This window comes from Streptomyces sp. A0642, from assembly GCF_004795105.1.
Lineage (GTDB): Bacteria > Actinomycetota > Actinomycetes > Streptomycetales > Streptomycetaceae > Streptomyces.
Genome location: NZ_SSBL01000002.1, coordinates 496,330 through 513,652 on the forward strand (window position 1 = coordinate 496,330; position 17,323 = coordinate 513,652).

At 71.9% G+C, this 17,323-nt stretch carries 26 protein-coding genes; 25 read left to right on the top strand and 1 reads right to left on the bottom strand.

All coding sequences use genetic code 11. From position 1 onward, the window contains the following. Positions 1-224: 224 nt before the first annotated feature. From E6R60_RS05750 to E6R60_RS05780, 7 genes are all read left to right on the top strand, one after another. Positions 225-680: a hypothetical protein gene (locus E6R60_RS05750; RefSeq protein ID WP_136325302.1), complete on the top strand. Its 456-nt coding sequence runs from the start codon at positions 225-227 to the stop codon at positions 678-680. After that, positions 673-1,386 carry a hypothetical protein gene (locus E6R60_RS05755; RefSeq protein WP_136325303.1) on the top strand — a complete coding sequence of 238 codons (714 nt, stop codon included), beginning with the start codon at positions 673-675 and terminating at the stop codon, positions 1,384-1,386. Before E6R60_RS05750 ends, E6R60_RS05755 begins: the two co-directional genes overlap by 8 nt. Before the next feature lie 211 nt (positions 1,387-1,597). Next, a complete protein-coding gene (locus E6R60_RS36560) occupies positions 1,598-3,046 on the top strand; it encodes a hypothetical protein (protein WP_168713539.1) in 1,449 nt (482 codons plus the stop codon). Continuing rightward, positions 3,033-3,347: a hypothetical protein gene (locus E6R60_RS05765; RefSeq protein ID WP_136325304.1), complete on the top strand. Its 315-nt coding sequence runs from the start codon at positions 3,033-3,035 to the stop codon at positions 3,345-3,347. The genes E6R60_RS36560 and E6R60_RS05765 overlap by 14 nt, the downstream gene beginning before the upstream one ends. Next, positions 3,335-3,550, top strand: coding sequence for a hypothetical protein (locus tag E6R60_RS05770; RefSeq protein WP_136325305.1), 216 nt, complete (start codon positions 3,335-3,337; stop codon positions 3,548-3,550). Before E6R60_RS05765 ends, E6R60_RS05770 begins: the two co-directional genes overlap by 13 nt. Positions 3,551-3,633: 83 nt before the next feature. Further along, positions 3,634-3,918, top strand: a complete 285-nt coding sequence (locus E6R60_RS05775) for a hypothetical protein (protein ID WP_136325306.1) — start codon at positions 3,634-3,636, stop codon at positions 3,916-3,918. Between the two features lie 20 nt (positions 3,919-3,938). After that, positions 3,939-4,682 carry a hypothetical protein gene (locus E6R60_RS05780; RefSeq protein WP_136325307.1) on the top strand — a complete coding sequence of 248 codons (744 nt, stop codon included), beginning with the start codon at positions 3,939-3,941 and terminating at the stop codon, positions 4,680-4,682. 58 nt (positions 4,683-4,740) lie between these two features. Here E6R60_RS05780 and E6R60_RS05785 read toward each other — a convergent pair whose 3' ends face one another. Then, positions 4,741-4,995 (bottom strand): hypothetical protein, encoded by a 255-nt coding sequence (locus tag E6R60_RS05785; protein ID WP_136325308.1) that lies wholly within the window; start codon positions 4,993-4,995, stop codon positions 4,741-4,743. A gap of 140 nt (positions 4,996-5,135) precedes the next feature. Here E6R60_RS05785 and E6R60_RS05790 point away from each other — a divergent pair, with 140 nt between their 5' ends. The 18 genes from E6R60_RS05790 to E6R60_RS05860 all read left to right on the top strand — a co-directional run bounded on the left by E6R60_RS05790 (position 5,136) and on the right by E6R60_RS05860 (position 17,292). Next, the gene (locus E6R60_RS05790) at positions 5,136-5,480 is read left to right on the top strand and encodes a hypothetical protein (RefSeq protein WP_136325309.1); all 345 of its coding nucleotides are present in this window, start codon (positions 5,136-5,138) and stop codon (positions 5,478-5,480) included. Then, positions 5,480-5,635, top strand: a complete 156-nt coding sequence (locus tag E6R60_RS36565; protein WP_168713540.1) for a hypothetical protein — start codon at positions 5,480-5,482, stop codon at positions 5,633-5,635. The genes E6R60_RS05790 and E6R60_RS36565 overlap by 1 nt, the downstream gene beginning before the upstream one ends. A 51-nt stretch (positions 5,636-5,686) precedes the next feature. Next, on the top strand, positions 5,687-6,862 hold the full coding sequence (locus E6R60_RS05795; RefSeq protein ID WP_240802401.1) for a DUF2637 domain-containing protein: 1,176 nt from the start codon (positions 5,687-5,689) through the stop codon (positions 6,860-6,862). Positions 6,863-6,933: 71 nt separating this feature from the next. Next, a complete protein-coding gene (locus tag E6R60_RS05800) occupies positions 6,934-7,488 on the top strand; it encodes a hypothetical protein (protein ID WP_136325310.1) in 555 nt (184 codons plus the stop codon). Beyond that, the gene (locus tag E6R60_RS05805; protein ID WP_136325311.1) at positions 7,485-7,988 is read left to right on the top strand and encodes a hypothetical protein; all 504 of its coding nucleotides are present in this window, start codon (positions 7,485-7,487) and stop codon (positions 7,986-7,988) included. The genes E6R60_RS05800 and E6R60_RS05805 overlap by 4 nt, the downstream gene beginning before the upstream one ends. Continuing rightward, positions 7,985-8,608: a hypothetical protein gene (locus E6R60_RS05810; protein WP_136325312.1), complete on the top strand. Its 624-nt coding sequence runs from the start codon at positions 7,985-7,987 to the stop codon at positions 8,606-8,608. Before E6R60_RS05805 ends, E6R60_RS05810 begins: the two co-directional genes overlap by 4 nt. Positions 8,609-8,754: 146 nt before the next feature. Further along, positions 8,755-8,925: a hypothetical protein gene (locus tag E6R60_RS36570; RefSeq protein ID WP_168713541.1), complete on the top strand. Its 171-nt coding sequence runs from the start codon at positions 8,755-8,757 to the stop codon at positions 8,923-8,925. A gap of 180 nt (positions 8,926-9,105) precedes the next feature. Further along, a complete protein-coding gene (locus E6R60_RS05815) occupies positions 9,106-9,372 on the top strand; it encodes a MerR family transcriptional regulator (RefSeq protein ID WP_136325313.1) in 267 nt (88 codons plus the stop codon). 37 nt (positions 9,373-9,409) lie between these two features. Then, entirely contained in the window at positions 9,410-9,814 is a 405-nt protein-coding gene (locus E6R60_RS05820; RefSeq protein WP_136325314.1) for a hypothetical protein, read from the top strand. Between the two features lie 65 nt (positions 9,815-9,879). After that, positions 9,880-10,083 carry a hypothetical protein gene (locus E6R60_RS05825; protein WP_136325315.1) on the top strand — a complete coding sequence of 68 codons (204 nt, stop codon included), beginning with the start codon at positions 9,880-9,882 and terminating at the stop codon, positions 10,081-10,083. A gap of 6 nt (positions 10,084-10,089) precedes the next feature. Further along, a complete protein-coding gene (locus E6R60_RS36955; RefSeq protein ID WP_206309320.1) occupies positions 10,090-10,458 on the top strand; it encodes a holin in 369 nt (122 codons plus the stop codon). 142 nt (positions 10,459-10,600) lie between these two features. Continuing rightward, the gene (locus tag E6R60_RS05835) at positions 10,601-11,083 is read left to right on the top strand and encodes a phage terminase small subunit P27 family (RefSeq protein WP_136325316.1); all 483 of its coding nucleotides are present in this window, start codon (positions 10,601-10,603) and stop codon (positions 11,081-11,083) included. 16 nt (positions 11,084-11,099) lie between these two features. After that, entirely contained in the window at positions 11,100-12,908 is a 1,809-nt protein-coding gene (locus E6R60_RS05840; RefSeq protein WP_136325317.1) for a terminase TerL endonuclease subunit, read from the top strand. A gap of 17 nt (positions 12,909-12,925) precedes the next feature. Beyond that, on the top strand, positions 12,926-13,102 hold the full coding sequence (locus tag E6R60_RS36575; protein ID WP_168713542.1) for a hypothetical protein: 177 nt from the start codon (positions 12,926-12,928) through the stop codon (positions 13,100-13,102). A gap of 10 nt (positions 13,103-13,112) precedes the next feature. Further along, a complete protein-coding gene (locus tag E6R60_RS05845) occupies positions 13,113-15,101 on the top strand; it encodes a phage portal protein (RefSeq protein ID WP_240802422.1) in 1,989 nt (662 codons plus the stop codon). Further along, positions 15,091-15,288 carry a hypothetical protein gene (locus E6R60_RS05850; RefSeq protein ID WP_136325319.1) on the top strand — a complete coding sequence of 66 codons (198 nt, stop codon included), beginning with the start codon at positions 15,091-15,093 and terminating at the stop codon, positions 15,286-15,288. Before E6R60_RS05845 ends, E6R60_RS05850 begins: the two co-directional genes overlap by 11 nt. Further along, positions 15,285-16,013 (top strand): hypothetical protein, encoded by a 729-nt coding sequence (locus E6R60_RS05855; RefSeq protein ID WP_136325320.1) that lies wholly within the window; start codon positions 15,285-15,287, stop codon positions 16,011-16,013. The genes E6R60_RS05850 and E6R60_RS05855 overlap by 4 nt, the downstream gene beginning before the upstream one ends. Positions 16,014-16,068: 55 nt before the next feature. Further along, complete coding sequence (locus E6R60_RS05860) at positions 16,069-17,292, top strand: phage major capsid protein (protein WP_136325321.1); 1,224 nt, start codon at positions 16,069-16,071, stop codon at positions 17,290-17,292. Positions 17,293-17,323 lie beyond the last annotated feature (31 nt).

Here is a 17,323-nt window from a genome sequence, read left to right on the forward strand (position 1 = left end):
CCGGATCGCCCGGCGTGGACGCCGCGGGTGCGCCCGATCCCGTGCCAGGACCTCGACCCCAGCCACGGCCTCGCCTACACCCGCCGCTACCTCACCGGCCTGAAATGCGACCGCCATACCCCGTCCGCGTGGAAGGGCCGACCGGAATCCCCGCCCGGGCCCGGCTGGCCCGCCGGGTCCTACCTCAACCAGAACACCGAACCGCCGGCAGAACAGGAACCGTCATGAGCACAGCCGCGACCCGCCGCCCGAGCCCGGCGAGCATGCCCGCCCGCCGCATCGTGTCCGCCGCCGACCGGGCCCTGATCGCCCCCGGCATCCCGGCCCCGGGCACCGACTTCCGGGCCATGTACGAGCGGGCCATCCTCGGCTCCCGCATGCTCGACAACCACCGGTACGTCGGCCTCGCCCTGGCGATCCACGCCGACGCAGACGGACAGATCCCGCCCGGCAAACAGCCGCGCCTGGTCGGCCTCGTCCACGACACCGGCCTGCACGCCGGACAGGTCGTCGTCGCTCTCAACACGCTCTGCCAGCGCGGCTGGATCCAGAAGGCCGATCGCCGCGCCCGCTACGAGACCGCGGACCTGGTCCTGACGATCCCCCACCGCATCATGGCCCGCCTCCTCAAGCCCACCACCGCCCTCGCCCCCACGGAACGGACCACTGACGATGCCTAAGAGGACGACGCAGCACTGGACCGATTCGCTGTTCGACAGCGTGTACGCGCTGTACGAGACGGCCCACGAGTACCAGACCGCCCACCGCGCCGCGCAGGTCGCAGAGCAGATGGTGGGCATGGACCGCCGCCAGCTCCACCCGGGCCGCATCGCTCTCGAGGGACGCGTCAACGCCTACGGGCGGACCTTGACGCGGGAACCCCACGAGAAGGCGATCTACGACCTGGGCAGCGTGTACCGCCAGGCCGAGCGCCAGATGCATCGCCAGTACGAGGAGGCGGCGATCCTGTACGCCTCCGGCGCCGCGTGGGCCATCAGGTCGGTGCAGCGGGACGACACCCCGCCCGTCGTCGCGTTCCAGACGGACGAGGACGGCGACATCGTGCCGAACCTGATGGAGATCCCCGGCCTGGACACGTACCACGGCGGCCCTGCTCTGGACGCCGCGTACGCCGCGCTCGTCCGATGCGCGGGCGCTTCGGAGCACGCCGAGGACCTGGCTAGCCGGGACTACGTCAGCGACCACGAGGCTGGCGAGATGTTCAGCGCGGGCGAGGTTGCCGAGGGCCTGGCGGACGCCGCGTTCGCGTACGGCCTCCTCGCCCAGCGCGCCCTCAACTACGTGCTCATCGAGCCGCGCCGCGCCCGCGAACGCGAGCTCGCCGTAGCGCGGGCCGCGGCTCAGGCCGCCCAGCCCAGCAACTGACCAAGCCCTCACGACTGGAGTCCCGTTGACCACCGCCGTCGCGTACGCAGCAGCCCCCGCTGCTGCTGCGCCGTGCCCGCAGCCGCACCGCGCGGCCGCCTCGGCACGGCCGCGCCTCGGCGGTGGTACGCGGGTTCGGACACCCCTGCGCCTGGTCGTGGGTGCTCAGTACGCCGATGCGGCCCTGAGCACCTACGTCAAGATCGCAGCGTTGAGCATGCGGCCCGAGAACTGCCGGGCCGAGGTCGCGACGATCGCCCAGTACCTCGGCCTGTCCAAGACGGCGGTGGAGCGCGCACTGACGCAGCTCAACACGGCCGGCACTGACGGCATCGCCGAGGTCATCACCGTCCGGCACACCTCCCGCGATGGAGAGGGCGAGTCCGCGGAGCGCTGGGTTCGCACCATGGACGAGGACGAGCTGTTCGTGTGGCTGCCCGCCCGGGCCGCCACGTCGCTCCCGCCGCGCCAGCTGCGCCTGTACGCCGTCATCGCCTACGCCCAGATCCGCCGCATGCCGCTGTCCCTGGCCGAGCTCCGCGACGTCGTACGCCACCAGTACGGCGACAGCGCGGGTGAACCGCTGGGCGAGCGGCAGGTCATGCGGCTGCTGGACGAGCTCGAGGACTCCGGCTGGATCACCATCCACCGCCGCCAGGGGCCGCGCGGCCGCCACGCCTACGAGGCCCACCTGCGCCCGCTCCACCCCGTCCTCGACGACGTCGACGAGGAGCCGGCCGCGCCCGCGGCCGCCGCCGCTCCGGCCTCCGCGACCCCTGACATACATGACGGATCGGCTCCCCGCACAGCTGACGGATCCCCGTCTAGGGATGACCACAGGACTGACCGACCGTTGATGAGCGCGGGGGTGGGTGGTGGGATCCGCCGTAGGCGAGACGCGGGCAGTTACGGGCCTGCCCCTGCGGACAACCCGGCTGGGCCGACGTTCCGCCCTGCGGGTCACGGCGAAAAGCGCAGCAACAACAGCGGGGCCACGAACCCGGCTTACACCGGTCCCGGGCTGCAGCTCTCGCCCCGCGTCTGGTCCGTCCTCGAGCCCGTCCGCCACGAACTCCCCACGATCCGGCCGTACGTGCTGCGCCGCATCGCTCACGAGATCGGCCGCCAGCTGCAGGCCGGGGCCGGGGCCGAGCGCCTCACCGCCCGCCTGACGACCCGCTACGCCTCGACCGACGACCCGCGCCGCGGCGACGTCGGCCGGTGGATCCTCGGGGCCGGTCTGGTCCGCCGCGGGTGCGGCCTCGAGTCGTGCGAGTCCGGCACGACCTGGCACACCGGTGAGCGCTGCCCCGTCTGCCACGACAACGCCATGCACGCCCTGCAGGCCGCCGGGGCGCAGCAACTCGAGGTCGAAGAGCAGCACACGGCCGAGGTCGAAGAGCAGCTGCAGCCGCCCCGGCCCACCCCTGTACCGGCGGCGTGGGTGGCGGTGCCCGCCCCGGCGGTGAGCAGCAGCCCACCGGCACTCAGCCGGGCCGAGCTCGCCGAGCTCCGCGCGGCCGCGACACCGGCAGTGATCCGCCAGGCCATCACCGCCCACGGACGGGCCCGGGCCACCTACCTCTACGGCCACGCCCTGGTTCTGCCGCACCTCGCCCGCCTCGACGACGACTCAGGAGATCACCATGCGACCCAGTAGCCACCACGTCACCCGCTGCCGACGTTGCCACGCCGCGATCTGCTGGGCACTCACCAGCGCGAACGGCCGCCGGCAGCCGGTCGACGCCGAGCCCACCGCGGAGGGGAATCTCGCCGTGATGCAGGGCGCGGACGGGGTGCTGTACGTCCGGGCCGTCACCGTGGCCCGGCCCGGCATCCGCCCGGGCGAGTGGCAGGCCATGCCCCACCACGCCACCTGCAGCAACCCGCCGCCCAGGCGCAGTGCCCGGACGCCGGAGCGCAGCACCGTGGGAGTGAGGCCGGTCCCGTGGCAGCGGTGAAGCGCCGGCGGCGCCTGGTCGAGCCCCGGGTGTTGTCGGAGGAGTGGCCCGACGGCACGTTCGGCGGTGTCCGGCTGGTCCCGGGCCGCCCGTCCGAGCCGATCCGGTGCCCCCGCCCCGACCCGCACGCAGCCGAGCACCGTGCCGAGCTGGTCGCCGAGCTCGACCTGGCCCGCGCACCGCAGCGGCGGGGCCGGCCATGACGATCGCCGCCCTGCGCCGCCTCCTCGAGGACGAGCCCGCAGCCGTACCGACCCCCTCAGATCACCGCCAGAAAGGGGAACCCATGCCCCAGCCCGCCGCCCCGCACCCGTCGGCCAGCACCACCGCGCCGATCCACGTTGGCCAGCTTCTCGCCTGGGCCGAGGCGCACGACAACAAGGCCGTGTTCCGCATGGGCCAGCAGGCCGTGGAGCTCCTGCGGGAGCTCCACGGCCTGTACGTCACGGGCGAGGAGGCGCAGCGCCCCGAGACGGGCCTGCCTGCCGAGCAGCCGTGCACTGACCCGCGTCACACCGGCGCTATCCGGGAGCGGCTCGGCTGCTCGGGCCCCGACCCTGCCACCACCTGACTGACCGCACGGAGCACCTCATGGACAACACCTGCGACATCTGCCACCACACCACCGGTGCCGACCGCTACCTGTGCGAGGCCTGCGAGTACCGGGCCCGGTCCTGGCTGACCGGCCTGCCCCGGCAGGCCGAGCTCCTGCGGGACTGCCTCGAGCCGACCGTAGGCCCGGCGCAGCGTGGTGGCAGCGGCCGCGCTCACTCACCCCTGCCCGTCGACCTCCGCGTCCTGGACCTCCTCGGCCCCGGGCGCCCCGTACCCCTGGACGACCCGCACGGTGACCAGACCGCCGGCGTCCCGATCAATGCGCTGCTCACCGGGTGGGCGCACTACATCGCCACGGACGTCCCGATCGTCTACACCGACCTCGGCGGCGTCCTGCGTACTGGGGCGTACCTGCATGCCGCTGCCGTGCCCCGGTCCGGGACGGGCATCACCGCCTGGTCGACGTGGCTGGCGCGGCATCTCCCGTACGCCGTCACGCGCCCGTACGCCGCCGAGTTCTACGAGCAGCTGCAGCACCTGCAGGACCGGATACAGCGGATCACCGATGCCCGGCCAGGCCGACGCCACAAGCAGGCCCCGTGCCCGGGCTGCCAGGCGTTCGCCCTGATCGAGCAGGACGGCGAGCTCCACATCGCGTGCGATGCCTGCGGGCACCGCCTCACCGCCGCCGAGTACACCGAGCACCGCAACCAGGTCATGCCGGCGCTCACCGCCCTGGCCCTCCGCATGATCACCCCACGCAGAACCGCCGCGGCCTGACCGTCGGCACCCGGACGCAGCTGCGCCCCGCCCGACTGTCACGGGCGGGGCGCAGCTGTTACTGCTGGGGCGGGGGTTTGAGGTCTGTGCGCTCCCCGGGCCGGAGCTCACGGGCCTTGTAGTAGGCCCGGGCCTCGGTGAGGTCCCAGAGTTCCCGAGTGCTCCCCGGGCGCCGCCGCGAGGCCGGGAAGGCCGGGTCCTTGGTGCGCAGTGCGTGCAGCCACTGGCGTGTGACGCCGAGCTCCGCAGCCAGTTGCGACAGGTTCACCAGCTCTCCCTCGTCCGACGGTTCCGGCTCCCTTTTCTCCGGCATAGGCGTCATCCTGCCCTAACCTTGTTGACACTGTAAAGCAGGTTCCCTACGGTGGGGCCTGCAACGGAACGGCCCCGGCCGGCGCTCGCAACGCCATTGGCCGGGGCCAGTCATCCACCTGCACTACCAGGAGGACAACCATGCGCGATCGTATCCGCGCCACCGCCGTCTGCGCCTCGGCCCCCGACATGGACGTGGCCCTCGCTCAGGCCCGCAACACCCCCGACCAGGCCACCCGCACGCTCCTGGCCGACATCGGCAGGGCGCTCTGCGGGACCAGCCCGACGCTCCTCATGCGAGAGGTCACCCGCCTCGCGTACGCCGGACGGGCCGCGGCCGACGTCTACGGCCTCGGCACCCCGCACGCCGTGGCCGCCACCGGCCGCCTGCTGCGCCACATGCCGCGCGTCGACTGGCCGACCACCGAGGCCCCCATCACCCGCGCCGAGTACGGCATGCGCCTCCTGAAAAAGGCCGGCGCCTGATGCCCGCCGGACACCCGGCCGTGGACCCTGCCGAGGCCGCGGCCGCGTACCAGCGCGCCCAGGACCTCATGCGCGCCGAGGCCGAGCGCCGCCGCGCCGTCGACGAGGCCACCGCGGACGCCCGAGCGGCCGCCGCCAACGCCGCCGCCCGCTGACCCGCCCCGCACTCCCCTGCGGCCCGGCCACCCTTCACCGGGAGATCGCCAGTGCATCCCCGCCCCGCCCTCACGCGCCTGCAGCGCCGCCTCGTTGGCGCCGTCATCGTCCTCGCCGTCCTCCTCGCCGGGATCGGATTCGCCGGCTCGTACGCCGCCGTCCGCTCACTCGCCGCGCAGAAGGGTTTCGGCCGGTTCGCGCTCGTCTTCCCGCTCGGCCTGGACGCCGGCATCGTCGTGCTGCTCGCCCTGGACCTGCTGCTCGCCTGGATCCGCATCCCGTTCCCGCTGCTGCGCCAGACCGCATGGCTCCTGACCGCGGCCACGATCGCGTTCAACGCCGCAGCGGCCTGGCCCGATCCGGTCGGCACCGGCATGCACGCCGTGATTCCGATCCTGTTCGTCATCACAGTCGAGGCCGGCCGCCACGCCGTCGGCCGCCTCGCCGACATCACCGCCGACCGGGACATGGACACCGTCCGCCTCTCCCGCTGGCTGCTCTCACCCATCCCCACGTTCCGGCTGTGGCGCCGCATGAAGCTCTGGGAGCTCCGCAGCTACGAGCAGGTCATCCAGCTCGAGCAGGACCGCCTCGTCTACCGGGCCCGGCTGCAGGCCCAGTACGGGCGGCGGTGGCGCTGGACTGCACCCGTCGAACTACGGCTGCAGCTCCGCCTGGCCCGGTACGGCCGCACCCTGCCCGCACTCGATGCGCAGCCGGATGCAGCCGGACACCCGCAGCCGGACGCCGCCGCATTCGACCGGGCTGCAGCCGAGGCCGTCGCACTCGCCCCGCCTGCATCCGCACTCGCACTCACCGCCGCACCCGCAGCCGTGCAGCCGACTGCACAACCGGCTGCGCCCGCACCCACCAACACCGTTCCCCCCGGCGTGCAGCTGCTCCCCGTCGTGTGCCGGCCGCAGCCCGCACTCGGCAGCACCGGGCTGCACCTCGACCTCGTACAGCTGCCTGACCTGCACCCCGACGTCACCGCGGATGCGCACCCGCAGCCGCAGCCGCACCCGCAGCCCCGGCTGCGCACGCAATCGGCTGCACGCCCCGACGACGCAGCCGTCATCGAGGAGGCCGCCGCACTCGCCCGCACCGGCCCTCTGACCCTCCGCCGAATGCAGTCGGAGCTCAACATCGGGCAGCGCCGCGCGCAGCGCATCCTCCCCGCAGTCCAGGAGCACATCCGGGCGACTGCATCCGCATCCACCGGCTGACCGCAGCCGCACCCACCGCATCCGGCTGCACCCGGCTGCGCATCCGCATCCACCCGAGGACTGACTGCACCGTGAGCAAACCGATCATCCCGACCCGGATCATCCCCGGCGGCGCGCAGCTGCCCGACCGGCTGCCCGAGCCCGGCGAGCTCCCCCCATGGTGGGAGACGCCCGCCCCGCCCCTGCAGCCGCCCCCGCTACCCGCCCCCGCGCCCACGCCGGAGCCCGAGCCGCGGCCGCTGCAGGTGTACGTCACCGTCCAGACCGAGCCCTACTACGAGGAGCCCGAGCCCACCCGGTGGCAGCGCCTCTGGGCCGGGCTCCACCGCATCGGCCGGCCGTGGCAGATCTGCGGGGCGCTGCTCCTGGCCGTCCTCCCCGTCCCCGGGACCGGATTCAGCGCCGCTACGACCTGGGCGTACGCCGTCGGCCAGGCCCGCGACGAGTGGGGGGCCGCCCACGGCTACGTCCTGGCCCTGCTCCCGCTCGTCTGGGTCATCGCCCGCACCGCCCGCCACGGCGGCACCCTCCTGCGCGTGTGGGGGATCACCGTCGCCCTGGCCGGCCTCCTTGGCGCCCTCGACCCGTTCGACATCGTCACGATCCTCACCGGAGTACACCGATGAACGCCACCACCCTCAGCCTCGCCGGAGTCGCCACCGCCCTCGGCATCATGTGGGCCAACGCACGGCCCTGGTGGAAAGGGAACCGCGACCCGAAAGCCCTCCTGCCGTACGGGGCCGGTTGGCTGCTCGGCGCCCTCGCCACGCTCTGCGCCGGCGGGGCACTCGGATGGGGCGCAGCAGGCATCACCGGCCTGCTCAGCAGGGGCTCCAACACCGCTGTAGGCAGCATCATCGGGACCGGCCCGGCCGCCCTCGCAGCCCGCCGCATGGGTGCCCTCACCCCCGAGGGCGGCATCGTCGTCGCCCTGGCCCTGCTCTGCGTAGTCCTCCTCTACAGGGCCTCCGGCAAGCTCGACCGCCGCCGCATCCTCGGCGGCATCCTCACCGGGGCAGTCCTCGGGTTCGTCCCCGGCATCGCGACCGCCATGGACTGGCTGCCCGACGTCGTCAACCAGGCCGGAGCCTGGGGCCGCGACCTCGCCAACGGACAGACCGCATGACGCGCGCCGCGGCCATCTGGGCCGCCCGCACCAGCGCCCTGCAGCGCCTCGCCACCGGCCACACCGCCCTCCAGCACCGCATCACCACCGCCCTCACCGCCTGGGTACGCCGCGGCCGCCGCGACGACCTCGAGGGCCTGGCCGCCGCCCTCGGCTGCTGGCTCCGCCTCGCCCTCCTCACCGCGGCCGGTGCCGGCGTCTACCTCGCCGTCCGCTCCCGCCCCCGCCTGATGTGGCTCCTCGCCGCCGTATGGGCCATCGCCGCATGGCGCGCAGCAGCTGCTCCCCGCCCGGCCGAGGAGACCGCCCCGGCCACCCCCGAGGAGCCCCACCAGCCAGACCCCCGCGACGCGGTCCTGCGCCTGCTCTACGAGGCCCTCGACGACCGCCCCGCAATGTTCCTCTCCGAGCTCCTGCAGTCCCTCCAAAGGAGGGGCCACCTGGAGGGCGTGACGGTGGCCGGCCTGCGGGCCCGTCTTGAGGCCCTCGACATCCCCGTAGAGATGAGGCTCAAGTTCGGCGGCCGCGGGCCGACACGGGGGGTCGTCAGAAGCCAACTCCCGCCCCTTCCCCCGCTCGAGGGGACCGAGGCGTCTCCCACCCCGTCTACCGCCGCCTGACCTGCACATCTACCGCAGCGTCCCCCGGTATCCACCCACCATCTACCGGCCCATCTACCGCCGGTCCACCAGCCCCGGGGCGGGCGTCATCCGCCAAGACACCGCCCGCCCCGGTCCCATCCCGCAACACGAGACAGGACACGATCATGGGCCTCTTCAGCCGCAAGAGCGAGACCACCGAGAGCACCGAGACCCCCAAGCCCCTCGGCAAACTCCCCACCATCCCGACGACGCGATACCCCAACGACCCGCGCGGCAAGGGCCACGAGACCACCTACCAGGCCTCCCGCGGCGGCTGGTTCAAGCCCAACAACTGACCCCGCTGTCAGACCCACCCGGCCCCGTCCCGCTCCCGACAGGACGGGGCCTCGACGCGTCCAGACCGATCCCGCTGGACATGATCACCATTTGGCGTCACACTGCTGCCAGCACCACACGTATGTCCAGCGAGCCCCTGACCGGCGGTCAGGGGCTTTCGTACGTCCGGACGGAGGCCCATGACCACAACGTGGCTTACCGCCGCCGAGGCCGCCGCCCACGCCGACCGCGCCCGGCAGACCCTCACCGCCGGCGCCGCCCACATCAAGCCCGCCACCATCCGCCAGTGGGCCAGCCGCGGACACCTGCAGCGCACCGGCCTCACAGAACGCGGCCACCCCCTCTACTCCCTCGCAGACGTCGCCCGCGCCGAGGTAGCAACCCGCAGCCGCGCGCTACGCCTGGCCGGCATCCCAGAGGCGCTCACCACTCCCACGCATCCGTGACACGATTCCCCCTCATCACGACATCCCAGGGGGGATCATGCGCACCCGCACCACCGCCATCGTCACGGCCGGCCTGCTCCTGACCACGCTCACCGCGTGCGGCAGCAGCGACAAGGAGGACACCAAGGTGGACACGCCCAAGCCTCCCGCCTACACCGTGGCGAACAAGAAGGAGAAGACCAAGACCGGCAGCGCCGACCTGGTCATCCCCAACGCCACCGTGGCCGGCGCCAAGGCCGCGATCCAGGACTACGCCAAGACCATCGACGGCCTGCTGAACTACAGCATCACCGTGGTCCGCTCCAACGCCGACAAGACGTACGTATGCCGAGGCGAGTGGGTCAAGGACGAGCAGGCCGCCGAGATCTACACCGGCGGCCGCATCACCTCAGACACCTGGCCCGCCCTCGACATGAACTGCCCCGACCCCAAGGGCAGCTGACCCACCCCACCCCGAGCCCGGACGCAGACGCTGCGCCCGGGCTCACGCACGCCCAGGAGGACCGCATGGCCGCCATATCCACAGCGTCGGGGTTCCCGCGATGGGTCGGAGCGCGCGTCACCTACTCCTGGCCTGGCATCTACGCCACGACCGCCACGCGCGCCCCTGACGGCTCCCTGCGCATCCAACTGCAGGTCGACGTCCCACCCATCCGGGGAGCCCTGTACGGCGCATGGCTGGCCCTGCGGCTCAGGTGCAAGGGCTACTGACCCGCCATGCCGACACGAGCACCCAAGCGGTGCACCACCGGCGGCTGCAACGGCACCCCCACCCCTGGGTCAGGCAAGTGCCCCCGCTGCGCCCGACCCCGCCCCCGCCCCTCCGCCGCTGCGCAGGGCTACGGGCGAGAGCACGAGCAGCGGTTCCGTGCCGGCGTCCTGGCCCGCGACACCGTGTGCGTGCTCTGCCGCAAGGCGCCAGCCGTGCACGCCGACCACTGGCCACTGTCCAAGCGCGAGCTCGTCGCCCGCGGCCTGGACGACAACGACCCACGGCGCGGCCGCGGCCTGTGCCACTCGTGCCACTCCTCGGAGACCGCCACTCATCAGGCCGGCGGATGGAACCGACGCGGCCCGGAGTACTGAGCGTGACCGGGGTAGGGGGGCCTAGATCCCTGGCCCGGGGCCCCGCGGAACGCGGGGGGGAGCCCTGTCTCGCGCTGACAGGTTTCAGGATCCGCCGTACCAGGCCGCCCGCCGTAACAATGTGTGACCACTGGGGGTGATCATGGGGAAGCGTGGGCCCGCTCCGAAACCGACGGCGCTGCGCGTCCTGCACGGCGACCGTCGCGACCGGATCAACACCGCCGAGCCCCGGCCGGACGAGCTCGAGGTCCGGCCCCCGGCCTGGCTGAACGCGGCCGGCCTCGAGGTGTGGGAGCAGCTCGCCGACGACCTGGCCGCCAAAGGGGTGCTCACCGCCTGGGACGTGGAGGCGTACGCCAACTGGTGTGACGCCGTGGTCCGTCGGCGCGACGCTGCCGAGCACGTCGCCACTGAGGGGGCCGTGGTGGAGATCCCCGTCTACAACAAGAACGGCGACCTGACCGGCCACCGCCAGGGCAAGAACGCGTGGCTCCTGGCGCTGGATGCAGCGGACGCGCAGGTCCAGCGGTACGGCGCCCGGTTCGGCCTGACCCCGTCCGACCGCAGCCAGCTGAACATCGCGCCAGCGAAGGATCCTGCAGGAGCGGAGCGGCTGCTGTCCTGAGCACCCGGGGGTGGTGATGGCTGCGCAGACCACGGCCAGGCCCGCCCGCTCAAAGGCCGCCACTCGCCCGCCCGGGCGTCGTCGGGCGCTGCGCATCGACCACACCAAGCGGTGGCGGCCGCGCTCTCGCAAGGGCGGGCGCTGCGGTTACACCCTGGACGGCAAGACGTGCGAGCGCACGGGCGCGCACTACTGCGAGCCGCGGGCTGATCGCGTCGTCCGGTTCTTTGCCGAGCTCCTGGTCCACCCTGCCGGCGCGCTGGCCAATCACCGGTTCGAGCTCGCACCGTGGCAGGAACACGAGATCATCCGGCCGCTGTTCGGCGAGGTCCACTGGTCTGACCAGTGGGGCCGGTACGTCCGCCGTTACACCCGGGCCACGATCGTCATGGCCCGCAAGAACGGCAAGTCCGCGCTGCTGTCCGGCATCGCGCTGTACATGCTGGTCGGTGACGGCGAGGAGTCCGCCGAGATCTACGGCGCGGCCGCCAACACCCGCCAGGCCGGGAAGGTGTTCGAGCCCTGCACCAAGATGGTTCGCAAGAGCCCGATCCTCGCGGCGCGGCTGGACCACATCAAGAACCAGCGGCGCCTGGTCGACGAGCAGACCGGCTCGCACTACGAGGTCATCCCGGCCGACGCGGACAACGAGCTCGGCCACAGCCCGCACTGCTTCATCCTGGACGAGGTCCTCTCCCAGCCGGACGACTCGCTGTGGAAGGCCATGCGTACGGCCGCCGGCGCGCGCACGCAACCGCTGATGATCGCGATCACGACCGAGACGTCCGACCAGGTCTCGTTCGGTGCCGAGTTCATCGACGAGGCCGACCGGGTCATGGAGGACCCGGCCCGGGCACCGCACCACTTTGCGTTCGTGCGGAAGATGCCTCGCACGGTCGACGAGCTCGAGCGCCTGTGGCGGCTGTTCCCGGCCCGGCCCGAACTCCCGGTCTCCACCGATCCGTGGGACGAGGCGAACTGGGCCTGGCCCAACCCGGGCCTGGGCAACTTCCTGTCGATCCAGTCGCTGCGCGAGGAGGCCGAGGAGGCACAGACCAACTCCTCGGCAGAGAACGGGTTCCGGCAGTTCCGCCTCAACCAGCGGGTCTCGCAGATCACCCGCTGGATTCCGATGGACCTGTGGGACATGAACGCCCGCGAGATCGCCCCGAACCCGGGATGGATCGCGGGCCGGCTCGAGGCTCAGCGCTGCTGGGCAGGGTTGGACCTCTCCTCGAAACTGGACCTCACCGCCTGGTCGCTGCTGTTCCCGGACGGGTCGATGACGTGGCGTTTCTGGGCGCCGGAGTCCGTGGCCCCGCACCTGGACGAGCACACCGGCGGGGCGTTCAGTGACTGGGCCCGGGACGGTTGGATCACGCTGACCGATGGCGACACGATCGACTACGACACGATCTACGACGACATCGAGACGGACCACCAGCTGTTCCGGATTGTCGACATCACGTACGACAAGTGGTGCGGCGAGCCGGTCCGCCAGGAGATCGAGAAGCGGACCCGGCTCAAGACGATCGAGTCCGACACCACGTACAGCCGGATGACGCCCCCCATGGCTGAGTTCATGCGCGGCCTCAAGGCCCGCGAGTACGCGCACTACGGCAACCCGGTCGCCCGGTGGATGGCCGACAACCTCGAGTGCAAGAGCCCTCGGGACGACCCCGACCGCATCCGCCCGGTGAAGCCCGACCGCGGGAAGTCCGGCAAACGAATCGACGGCATGCCCGCGCTGCTGTTCGCCATCGACGGCGGCATGCGCGGCATGCCCGCCCCGTCCATCTACGAGTCGCAGGGCATGGCCCTGTGACCCCCAAGGAGGCCCGCGTGGACCGCTGGGACGTCCTGGTCCTGCTCGGTGTCAGCGCCACCGGTACGGGCCTGTACCTGCTCGCCCCCTGGCTCGGCATCACCATCGCCGGGCTCGTGCTCCTGGCCGTCGGTGTCGCCGGGGCGCACAGCGCGAACCGCGCCCCTGACGGCAAGTCGCAGAAGGGAGCCTGACGTGGGTCTCATGCGCAGCGCCCTGTCCGGGATCGCGACCCCGGAGAAGTGGGTGGAGGACTGGATGCGCGGCGGGTCGGTGAACTCTGCCGGCATCCGTGTTGACGAGGACACCGCCCTCACGTACTCGCCGTTCTTCGCCGGGGTGCGGGTCCTGTCGGAGGACGTCGCCGCGCTGCCGCTGTTCCTGTACGAGCGGATGCAGCCGCGCGGCAAGCAGCGCGCCACCGACCATCCGCTGTACGCGCTGCTGCACGACCAGCCCAACCCGATGATGTCCGCCGTTCAGTTCAAAGAGACCCTCATGGGTCACGCGATCACCTGGGGCAACGGCGTCGCGTACGTCGTCAGCAACAAGCGGACCGGCGTGGTCGAGGAGCTGTGGCCGCTGCGGCCGGACCGGCTGACCATCGGCGTGAAGCGCACCGGCCCCGGGAAGTTCGAGCGCCGCTACCGCTACGACGACGACGTGAACGGCATCCACACCGTGCTCCTGCCGCACGAGGTCCTGCACGTGGCCGGCCTCGGGTTCGACGGAGTCCAGGGCTACTCCGTCGTCACGCTCGCCGCGAACGCCATCGGGCTGGGCCTGGCCACCGAGCACCACGGGGCGAAGGTGTTCAGCAACGGTGCCGCCCCCGGCGGCGCCCTGTCCCACCCGGGAAACCTGTCGCCCGAGGCGCGCCGGCGCATGGCCGACGACTGGGAGAACATCCACAAGGGCATCGACCGCGCGCACCGCGTGGCGATCCTCGAGGAAGGCGTTTCCTGGCAGCAGGTCGGCGTGCCCAACGACGCCGCCCAGTTCCTCGAGACCCGCAAACTCCAGGTCACCGAAATGGCCAGGTGGCTGCGCCTGCCCGCGCACAAGATCAACGACCTCGAGCGGGCGACGTTCTCCAACATCGAACAGCAGCAGCTGGACTACATCTCCAGCGGCCTGAACATCTGGCTTGTGCGGTGGGAGCAGGCAGTCCTGACACAGCTGCTGCTGCCCGAGGAGCGGAAGCAGTACTACGCCGAGTTCCTCGTGGACAGCCTGCTGCGCGGTGACACCCTCACCCGCTACCAGGCGTACGCGATCGGCCGCCAGTGGGGATGGCTGTCCGCGAACGACGTGCGGGACAAGGAGAACGAGAACCCGGTCGACGGCGGGGACGACTACCTGGTGCCGCTCAACATGGTGCCGGCCGGACGTGCCGCCCCGGCCCGGGACTCGGTGGCCGCCAGGTGGGCGCGCATCATGCGCGGCCGCAGCGGCGCGCTGCGGGACAAGCTCGCCGACCAGTACGGGCCAAAGATCCGAGAGTCCGTGGACGAGGTCCTGGCCCTCGAGACGGAACGGGTCACGGCCCTGCTCGAAAAGCACTTCGAGCCGGAGCGCGGCCGCCGCTCCCTGTCCGGGTTCCTCACCGGCCTCGGTGCCCTGTACGCGGATGACGGCCCGGTGATGACGCGGCTGGCCGAGTTGTGGGTGCCGCTGTTCCAGCTGTTCGCCGCCGACGTCGCGGACGATGCGGCCGAGGAAGTCGGCCACGACGAAGACGTCGACCTGTCCGTGTGGGCCCGGGCCTACGCCCTGGCCCACGCCGCCTACCAGGTCTCCTCGTCCTTCGGCCAGCTGCGCAACGTGGCCGAGAAGGCAGACACCCCCGAGGCGATCGTCGCCGACGTGCTGGGGCGACTGGCCAAGTGGCAGGAAGAGAAGGCCGACAAGGTCACCCGGTGGGAGAGCACGCAGCTCCCGAACGCGGCCGCGCGCGAGGCCTGGCGCGACGCCGGGGTGAAGCAAGTCAAGTGGGTGACGCGGGGCTCCAAGCACTGCCCGTACTGCATCAAGTTGGACGGCGCGCTGCGCGACATCGAGAAGCCGTTCGTCGGCAAGGGCGACGAGATCGACGGAGACGAGGACGGGGAGAAGCTCGTGGCGAAGCGCGACACATTCCACCCACCGGTTCACGCCGGCTGTCAGTGCCAGGTGGTGCCCGTTGTCCAGTGACCGGGAGATCGAGTACGGCACCTGCTCGGCCTGCGGCGGCGACGCCATGCGGGTCAAGGACAGCACGACCGGCGCCTGGGTCCACCTGGACCCGCTGTGCGGGGACCCGAACTACGCGTTCCAGCCGCGCGCCCAGGACGCGCCGCCGCGTGACCGGCAGATCAAGGAACCCAGGAGGAACCGATGAAGGGACAGCGGCACTACCTGCGCGGGTACGTCGCCCGCGCGGACGGCGACGACGACGCGGCAGGCAAGCCGCTGTCGATCATCGCCGCGACCGAGGGGCGCAAGGGCGACGGCCTGAACCTGACGATGAAGGGGGCCGAGCTCGGCCGGTTCCAGTCCAACCCGGTCGTCGGGTACGGGCATTCCTACTGGGGCCGCGACGGCCTGCCGATCGGCCGCTCCGACAAGACGTGGATCGACGACGACAAGCTGCGCATGAACGTCGTGTTCGACCAGGACGACGAGTTCGCCGTCAAGGTCGAACGCAAGTACCGGGCCCGGATGATGAACGCTTTCAGCATCGGGTTCGACGTCTGGAACATCGACGACTCCGGCACCCCCGAAGGGTGGGAGCTGTTCGAGGTTTCCGCCGTGCCGCTCCCCATGGACCCCAACGCGATCGTCGAGTCCGGGCGCAGCGCCCTCGAGCTGGTCCGCGGCCTCGACGTCCGGGGTACGCCGGACGAGTTCGCGCAGGCGGTCATGTCCAAGCTCGCCGAACTCGACGCCGCCGGCACACGCGCCGGGGCGGTCCTGTCCAAGAAGAACAAGACGCTCGTCACGAACGCCCGCGACGCCCTGCAGGAACTCCTGGACGGCGCCGGCGGAACCGGCGACGAGGACGACGACGAGCGCCAGGCGCCCGCCGTCGACAACGCCCGGCTGCTCCGGCTCGCCGGTATCTGACCCCCGCGCCGCGCAGCCGCGCGGGGCACCTCATCACACCGAAACGGAGACACCCGTGGCGAACATCCGGGAGCTGCGCACCAAGCGCACCAAGCTGGGCGCCGACGCCCGCGCGATCATGAAGACGGCCGAGGACGATGGCCGCTCGATGACGCCGGAGGAAGAGACTCAGTTCGACAAGCTGATGGACGCGCGCGACGGGGTGGACGCCACCATCGCGCGCGCCGAGCGCCTCGACGACGAGGCCCGCCAGGACGACGTGGAGGACGACCAGCCCGGAGGCCGCGGGGGCGACGCCGCCATGGGTGCGCTGCGCGCCTACCTGCTGGGCGGCCGATCCGTCCTGACGGAGACGCAGGCCCGGGCGCTGAACGCCGGGCACGACCCCGAGGGTGGATTCCTCGTCGCGCCGCAGCAGTTCGTCAAGGACCTCCTCAAGGGCGTGGACGACATGGTCGCGCTGCGCGGCCTGGCGACCGTCCACCAGCTCACCCAGGCCGAGTCCCTCGGCGTGCCCACCCTGGACAACGACCTCGGTGACGCCGAGTGGACGAGCGAGCTGTCCACCGGCAGCGACGACGACGGGCTGCGGTTCGGCAAGCGGGAGCTGCGCCCGCACCCCCTGGCCAAGCGAGTCAAGATCAGCCGCAAGCTGCTGCGCGCCTCGGTCATGAACCCCGAGACGCTGGTCCGCCAGCGCATGGAGTACAAGTTCGGCGTCACCGCCGAAAAGTCGTACATGGTCGGCGACGGAAACCAGAAGCCCTTGGGGCTGTTCACGCCGAGCTCGGACGGCATCCCGACCACCAGGGACGTGGACGTGTCCACCTCCGGATCCGGGTTCGTCAACACGGCCGGCGGGAGCTCGGCGGACGACCTGATCACCGCCAAGTACACGCTCAAGAGCGCGTACCACGCCAAGGCGCAGTGGCTGTTCCACCGGATGATGATCGCCTCCGTCCGCAAGCTCAAAGACGGTGACGGCAACTACATCTGGCGTGCCGGCCTGGCCAACGACCAGGGCGACCGCATCCTCGACCTGCCGTTCATCACCTCCGAGTTCGCCCCGGCGACGTTCGGCGACGGCGACTACGTCGGCATGCTCGGCGACTTCTCGTACTACTGGATCGCCGAGGCCCTCTCGTTCGAGGTCCAGCGCCTGAACGAGCTGTACGCCCTGTCCAACCAGGTCGGGTTCATCGGCCGCCAGGAGGCCGACGGCATGCCCATCCTGGCCGAGGCCTTCGTACGCCTGCAGTCCAACGACGTCGTCGCCTGACCCGCGCCCCGCGCAGGCCCACCCAGAGAAG